General features: G+C 62.1%; 6 protein-coding genes. 4 read left to right on the forward strand and 2 right to left on the reverse strand.

Annotation, left to right across the window (positions count from 1 at the left end):
- Positions 1-96: 96 nt before the first annotated feature.
- Genes thrC through IQ26_RS33700 form a run of 4 tightly spaced genes read left to right on the forward strand, consistent with a single transcriptional unit; the run spans position 97 to position 6304 of the window.
- Positions 97-1494, forward strand: coding sequence for a threonine synthase (gene thrC, locus IQ26_RS33685; RefSeq protein ID WP_145722713.1), 1398 nt, complete (start codon positions 97-99; stop codon positions 1492-1494).
- A 14-nt stretch (positions 1495-1508) separates the two neighbouring features.
- Complete coding sequence (locus tag IQ26_RS33690; protein WP_145722714.1) at positions 1509-2801, forward strand: M16 family metallopeptidase; 1293 nt, start codon at positions 1509-1511, stop codon at positions 2799-2801.
- Between the two features lie 15 nt (positions 2802-2816).
- Positions 2817-3413, forward strand: coding sequence for a GNAT family N-acetyltransferase (locus IQ26_RS33695; RefSeq protein WP_145722715.1), 597 nt, complete (start codon positions 2817-2819; stop codon positions 3411-3413).
- Between the two features lie 2 nt (positions 3414-3415).
- Positions 3416-6304 carry an EAL domain-containing protein gene (locus IQ26_RS33700; RefSeq protein ID WP_145722716.1) on the forward strand — a complete coding sequence of 963 codons (2889 nt, stop codon included), beginning with the start codon at positions 3416-3418 and terminating at the stop codon, positions 6302-6304.
- Between the two features lie 41 nt (positions 6305-6345).
- Here the strand turns inward: IQ26_RS33700 and IQ26_RS41170 are convergent, their stop codons facing one another.
- Positions 6346-6753 carry a phytochelatin synthase family protein gene (locus IQ26_RS41170; RefSeq protein ID WP_145722717.1) on the reverse strand — a complete coding sequence of 136 codons (408 nt, stop codon included), beginning with the start codon at positions 6751-6753 and terminating at the stop codon, positions 6346-6348.
- Positions 6754-6786: 33 nt separating this feature from the next.
- On the reverse strand, positions 6787-7080 hold the full coding sequence (locus IQ26_RS33710) for a GYD domain-containing protein (protein WP_065012366.1): 294 nt from the start codon (positions 7078-7080) through the stop codon (positions 6787-6789).
- Between the last annotated feature and the right edge of the window lie 264 nt (positions 7081-7344).

Genomic DNA, 7344 nt, shown 5'->3' on the forward strand with positions numbered 1-7344 from the left:
GTATATCAACCGCGCGGCAAAAATGCGACTGAGCAAGCGCGGAAATTAACCACTTTGCCGCGGACGAAACCGCCTGGCAGCAATGGACATGTGACGATGCAATATGTGAGTACACGCGGGGAAGCGCCCGTGCTTGGATTTTCCGACGCGGTGCTGGCGGGACTGGCGCGCGATGGCGGGCTTTATGTGCCTGATAGCTGGCCGCAGTTTTCGGCGGCAGAGATCCGCGCCATGCGCGGCCTAGCCTATCCCGACCTCGCCATCCGCGTGCTGTCGCCGTTTCTTGGGGGCGAGATCGCAATGCCGGTCTTCGAACGCCTGGTGCGCGAAGCCTATGCGACCTTTCGTCACGAAGCCGTCTGCCCGCTGGTGCAGACCGGGTCAAACATTTTCGTCCTGGAGCTCTTCCACGGCCCGACACTTGCCTTCAAGGACGTGGCCATGCAGCTCCTCGCCCGGCTGATGGATCATGTGCTTGCCGAACGCGACCAGCGCGCCACCATCGTCGGCGCCACGTCCGGCGACACAGGCGGGGCCGCCATCGATGCGTTTGCCGGGCGCAACCGCACCGACATCTTCGTTCTTTTCCCGCACGGCCGGGTCTCGCCGGTGCAACAGCGGCAAATGACGACATCTATCGCGGCAAACGTCCATGCACTGGCGGTCGAAGGCAATTTCGACGATTGCCAGGGCCTGGTGAAGGACATGTTCAACGATCACGGTTTTCGCGACCGGGTGTCGCTGTCTGGCGTCAATTCGATCAACTGGGCCCGCATCATGGCCCAGATCGTCTATTATTTCTCATCGGCGCTGTCGCTCGGCGCGCCCGACCGGCCGGTTTCCTTCACTGTGCCGACCGGCAACTTCGGCGACATCTTCGCCGGCTACGCCGCCAAGAAGATGGGGCTGCCGATCGAGCGGCTGATCATAGCGACCAATGACAACGACATCCTGGCGCGCACGCTGTCGAGCGGCGAGTACCGCACGAAGGACGTCTTTTCGACCACCTCGCCATCGATGGACATCCAGGTCTCGTCGAATTTCGAGCGCTTGCTATTCGAGGCGGCCAACCGCAATGCCTCGACCGTGCAGCGCTACATGAGCGGCCTCAGGCAGTCCGGCGCCTTCACCATCGAAGCGGACGAGATCGCCAGGATCCGTTCCGAATTCGATGCCGCCCGTTCGACGATGGACGAAGTGGCCGCCACGATCCGCTCGACGCTCGCAGCCAGCGACTATCTGCTCGATCCGCACACGGCCGCGGCCATGCATGTTGCAATTGCGAAGGCCGCCAGTGCCGTGCCAATGGTGGTGCTGGGCACGGCCCATCCGGCAAAGTTCCCGGCCGCCGTCGAAGCGGCCAGCGGTGTGTCGCCTGCCCTGCCCGCATGGCTAGGCGGGTTGATGAGCGCCGAGGAAAAATACACGGTACTTCCATCCGACCTGAAAATGGTGGAAGATTATGTTAGCCGTCACACGCGGGCGGCAAGTTAGGGAGTATTTGCTATATGGGTGTTGAGGTAAGCCGTCTGTCGAACGGCCTGACGGTCGCCACCGAAACCCTTCCAAGCCTCGAATCCGTCGCTCTTGGCGCCTGGGTCAAATCAGGAGCCCGCAACGAGCGTAACGAAGAGCACGGAATGGCCCACCTGCTTGAACATATGGCGTTCAAGGGAACCAGGAGGCGCAGCGCCTTCGAGATCGCCTCGGAAATCGAGGATGTAGGCGGCGAGATCAATGCCGCCACCAGTGTCGAGACCACCTCTTATTACGCCAGGGTGCTGAGCGACGACGTGCCCCTGGCCGTCGACATCCTCTCAGACATCCTGCAGGAATCCGAGTTCGACCCGCAGGAGCTGGAGCGCGAGCAGCATGTGATCCTGCAGGAGATCGGCGCTGCGCACGATACGCCCGACGACGTCGTCTTCGACCGCTTCACCGAGACCGCCTTCCGCCACCAGACGATCGGCCGTTCCATCCTCGGCACGCCGGAGACCGTCAAATCCTTCACCTCGAAGCAGTTGCACAAGTTCATCGAACGGCAATATGGCGCCGAGCGCATGGTTGTCGTCGCCGCCGGCGACATCAAGCACGACAATTTCGTGCGCGAGGTCGAGAAGCATCTCGGCGGTTTCCGCAGCAAGTCCGACAACACGATGCCGCAATATGCGCAATATGTCGGCGGCGATTTCCGCGAGGACCGCGACCTGATGGACGCGCAGATCGTGCTGGGGTTCGAAGGCCGCGCCTACCATGTACGCGACTTCTATGCCTCGCAGGTGCTGTCGATGATCCTTGGCGGCGGCATGTCATCACGTCTTTTCCAGGAGGTCCGCGAAAAGCGCGGGCTTTGCTATTCGGTCTATGCCTTCCACTGGGGTTTTTCCGACACCGGCATATTCGGCGTCCATGCCGCGACCGGGCAGAGCGACATTGCCGAATTGGTGCCGGTGGTCATCGACGAGTTGCACAAGGCCGGCGAGAATATCCTGCAGGAGGAACTCGACCGGGCACGCGCCCAATACCGCGCAGGGCTGATCATGTCGGCTGAAAGCCCGGCCAGCCGCGCCTCGCAGATCGCCAGGCAAATGCTTCTGTTCGGCCGGCCGATCGCCAAGGAAGAGCTGATGGAACGACTGGCGGCGCTGACGGTGGAGCGGCTGAGGGACCTGTCGTCGCGGCTGTTTTCGACCAAGCCGACGCTGACTGCCGTCGGACCGGTGGGTACGCTCGCTCCCTACGAGGCGATCCTCGACTCGCTTTCGGGCACGCAGACCACGGCCCGAAAGCTTGCCGTCTAAGTCCATCAAAGCGTCATGTTCGCGCTCCCTTTCTTTCGCCGCGACCTGCCGGCACTGAAGGGCGACCAAGTCACGCTGCGCGTGCCGCTGACCAACGACTATCGCGAATGGTCGGCGCTGCGCGGGGAAAGCCGCGCCTTCCTGGAGCCGTGGGAGCCGCGGTGGAACCCCGACGAGCTCGAGCGCACGGCCTGGCGGCATCGCCTCAGCCGCTACCGCGAAGATTACGCGCAGGGGACGGCCATAGCCTTCTTCATCTTCGAGAAAAGCAGCGGCAAGCTTGTCGGTGGAATCACCCTCGGCAACATCCGCCACGGCGTCGCGCAAAGCGGCCATATCGGCTACTGGGTCGGCGAGCGCTACAGTGGTCGCGGCCTGATGACCGACGCGGTCAAGGTGGTGGTGCGCTTCGCCTTCGATACGCTGAGGTTGCACCGGATCGAAGCTGCCTGTATTCCCGACAACGCCCGGTCGATCCGCGTGCTTGAAAAAGCCGGATTCCGGCGCGAAGGACTTCTGCGATCCTATCTCAGGATCAACGGCATCTGGCAGGACCACTATCTCTATGCCCGGATCGAGGACGATCCGCCGGGTGCGGGAACGAAGGACTGATTTTGACGAAACTCCTGCGAATCGGGTCGCTGTTCGCCTTTGTCCTGACGGCAATCGTCACGCTATGCGCGGCATCCTCGGCCTTCGCCGTCGAACCGATCAAGATCGCCCGCGACGACGTGGCGCTCGACCTTTCGGGCGCCGTCGAAATCTACCGGAACCAGGGCGAGAACTTCCAGGTGTCGACCGCGCCGGGACCGGACGGCATCGTGCGGCGCATCGAGGTCGAGGCCAATGATGCGCGCTCGACCGGCGACTGGGCGGTGTTCGCGCTTGCCAACACCACCGACCAGCAGCTCGACAGGCTGATCGTCGCACCGCATTTCCGGCTGGTGAATTCCGGCATCTTCTGGCCGGATCTCGGCTCGACCCGCATTGCCGCGATCACGCCCAGCGAGGGCTTCGCGCTCGACCGTCAGACCAGCCCCGACGCCGATGTATTCCGGGTGACGCTGAATCCCGGAACGGTGGTCACCTTCATCGCCGAACTTGCTTCGCCCAAACTGCCGCAGGTCTATCTATGGGATCCGGAATCCTACAAGGATTCGGTCAATTCCTACACGCTGTTTCGCGGCATCGTCATCGGCATCGCCGGCCTTTTGGCGCTGTTCCTGACCATCCTATTCGTCGTCAAGGGGACCTCGATGTTCCCGGCAACCGCAGCACTCGCCTGGGCGGTGCTGGCCTACGTCTGCATCGATTTCGGCTTTCTCAACAAGGTCCTCGAAATATCGCCCGGCAACGAGCAGATGTGGCGAGCCGGAACGGAGGTGGCGCTTGCGGCGACATTCGTGGTGTTCCTGTTCGCCTATCTCAACCTCAACCGATGGCATGGCCATTTCAGCTACGGCGCGCTGGTCTGGATCCTGGGGCTGGTACTGATCGCAGGCATTGCAATCGTCGATCCGGCGGTCGCCGCAGGCATTGCCAGGCTGTCCTTCGCCGCCACCGTGCTGACCGGCCTTGGGCTGATCGTCTTCCTCGGTATACGCGGCTACGACCGTGCCATCATGCTGGTGCCAAGTTGGGTGATGGTGCTGTTGTGGCTATGCGGGTCGTGGATGGCGGTCACCGGCATGCTCGACAACGACATCGCCCAGCCGGCTCTGGGCGGCGGGCTGATCCTCATCATCCTTTTGATCGGCTTCACCGTCATGCAGCACGCCTTTGCCGGCGGCGCGCTGCATCAGGGCCTGTTCTCCGATCTCGAAAGGCAGGCGCTGGCCGTCGCCGGATCGGGCGACACAGTGTGGGATTGGGACGTGATGCGCGACCGCGTCGTCACCAAGCCGGATGTCAGCATCCAGCTTGGCCTTGCGCCCGACAGTCTGGGCGGGGCTGCCCGCAACTGGCTGCCGGTGCTGCACGCCGACGATCGCGACACGTTCCGTACCACGCTCGACGTGGTGCTCGAACACCGGCGCGGCCGGGTGTCGCAGAATTTCCGCCTGCGCGGCGCCGACGGGCACTATCACTGGTTTTCGCTGCGCGCCCGACCGGTGATCGGATCGGACGGCGAGGTCATCCGCTGCGTCGGCACCATGGTCGACGTGACGGAGCAGAAGAAGTCCGAAGAGAGGCTCCTGCACGATGCCGTGCATGACAATCTGACCGGCCTGCCGAACCGGGAATTGCTGATGAACAGGCTGGAGGCGATCATCTCGATCGCGCGCACGGAAGAGAAGGTGCGTCCGACCGTCTTCGTCATCGACATCGACCGGTTCAAGCAGGTCAATGACGGGCTTGGCATCTCGGCCGGCGATACCATCTTGCTCACCATTGCGCGCCGGCTGCACCGGCTGCTCAAGCCGAAGGATTCGCTGTCACGCTTTGCCGGCGACCAGTTCGCGCTGATGCTGCTTTCCGAAAAGGATCCGGCCCGCATCGCGGCCGTTGCCGACGCCATCAAGCATGCGATCAACAATCCGATCACATTCGCCAAGCGCGAGATCGTGCTGACCGCGTCGATCGGGCTGGTCACCTGGACCTCGGCGCAGAGTTCGGCCGAGGACATGGTCAAGGACGCCGAGCTTGCCATGCACCAGGCCAAGCGTTTCGGCGGCGACAGGATCGAGCCGTTCCGCCCCGCCTTCCGCACTGTCGGGACCGACCGGTTGCAGTTCGAGTCCGACCTGCGCCGCGCCATCGAACGGCGCGAATTCACACTCGCCTACCAGCCTATCGTGCGGCTGGAAGACGGCAGCGTTGCCGGCTTCGAGGCGCTTTTGCGATGGGACCATCCGCGCCGCGGCATGATCCCGCCGGGCGATTTCATCCCGGTCGCCGAGAACTGCGGCCTGATCGTGCAGCTTGGCCTGTTCGCCATGCAACAGGCAGCTGAAGATCTGGCGGGATGGCAAAAGCAGATCGGCGACGCGCCGCTGTCGGTTTCGGTCAACCTGTCCAGCCGTCAGCTCATCCGTCGCGACCTGGTCAGCGACGTCCGCTCGGTGATCGCACGGGCCAACCTGAAGCCGCGCTGCTTCCGGCTCGAACTCACCGAATCGCTGGTTATGGACAATCCCGAGCAGACAGCCCATGTGCTGACCAAGCTCAAGAAGCTTGGTATCGGCCTGTCGCTGGACGATTTCGGCACCGGCTATTCATCGCTGGCCTATCTGACGCGCTTCCCCTTCGACACGATCAAGATCGACAGAAGCTTCGTCGACGATGCGACACCGAAACGCACGGTACTGCTCAGATCCATGGTCAACATGGCGCATGAGCTCGGCCTTTCGGTCGTGGCCGAGGGCATTTCGGACGAAAGCGACGCGCTCGAACTGCGCCAAATGGGCTGCGAATATGTGCAGAGCTTCATGTTCGGCGCGCCGATGCCCGGCGATCAGGTGCTGAAGGCGCTGAAGGAACAGTATCCGCTGACTCAGGCGTGATTTGTGCCTGTCGTTGTCCGAAACCGCTGAGCACCCTCGGTTCAAGGCCGAGGGCATGCTTTGGGCGACATCATGCACCAGAGGTGAAAGCCTGAGGGATTGATATCCACTTGCAATGTCAGAGAACGGAACCTCCTATGCCCTTGCTTCTGGGCAGCCACATGACAATCCACATTCGGTGGGTCGTTCGCGGGTGGTTCATTGAGCATCGGAAATGGGTTTAGAAGCAACGATAATTGCATGGTCAAACGATCCCGCCGTGCGACATCAAGGATGAGGAAGCGGTCTGCTTTCCCATCATAGGCTGCTAGCGGCGAGATATGGCCGCCCTTCTCTTCTCCGGCACTGCATCGGAACCAAACGGCCTCGATTTCGCGTCGACCCTGTTCGACGATCCAAACCCGGAACTGTGGATCGGCGCGGTCGCGTCGGCCGTTTGCCTGCGCCAACGGTCGGCGCGATCTTTATTGTCGCTTCTTTTTTCAGCCCATCTTGGCAATGACCTTTGCCATATCGTTGGCGTCGAACGCCCTTAGGGTCTGCGTTCGGACGTTGCCGAGCGAAGCTATTGATAAGCTGAGCGCGGTCGCGGCAATATCATCGTCGGCTTCGGCAATCGCGACCACGTCGTGCTGACCGAGCGTCCAGTAAAGCGAATGCACTTTGACCCCGCTTTTGGCCGCCATCTCCTTGAATGCTTCAGCACGCTTTACGGTGTCCTTGACTGTCTTAGCACCCTGATCCGTGAAGTTGGTGAGCAGCACATAGTAAGCCATATTATCCTCCCATAGACAGGGAGGCGTGCGGGCGCTTCGGCGACCGCCGTATCTCCCACCTTAAAGCATAGCACGTCACGCGAACTGCGTCCCATTGCTAAGGCCGATTGCAATGGCTCCCTTATGACGCCTTGGCTCGGGAACAGTGGGCGGAAGGCCCTAGCAGGCCTCTCTGATTGGGGTCGTTGAGGTCAAGCTCCTCCTGATATTTTTCCGGATCATGTCGCCCCGCGGGTCACTCGCTTCTCTTCGCGGTCGACGTTA

The organism is Mesorhizobium tianshanense (assembly GCF_007830515.1).
Taxonomy (GTDB): domain Bacteria; phylum Pseudomonadota; class Alphaproteobacteria; order Rhizobiales; family Rhizobiaceae; genus Mesorhizobium; species Mesorhizobium tianshanense.

Bases quoted from the DNA above. Each gene is read 5' to 3' on its own strand.
- thrC (WP_145722713.1), top strand. From the start codon at position 97: ATGCAATATGTGAGTACACGCGGGGAAGCGCCCGTGCTTGGATTTTCC.
- IQ26_RS33690 (WP_145722714.1), top strand. From the start codon at position 1,509: ATGGGTGTTGAGGTAAGCCGTCTGTCGAACGGCCTGACGGTCGCCACC.
- IQ26_RS33695 (WP_145722715.1), top strand. From the start codon at position 2,817: ATGTTCGCGCTCCCTTTCTTTCGCCGCGACCTGCCGGCACTGAAGGGC.
- IQ26_RS33710 (WP_065012366.1), bottom strand. From the start codon at position 7,080: ATGGCTTACTATGTGCTGCTCACCAACTTCACGGATCAGGGTGCTAAG.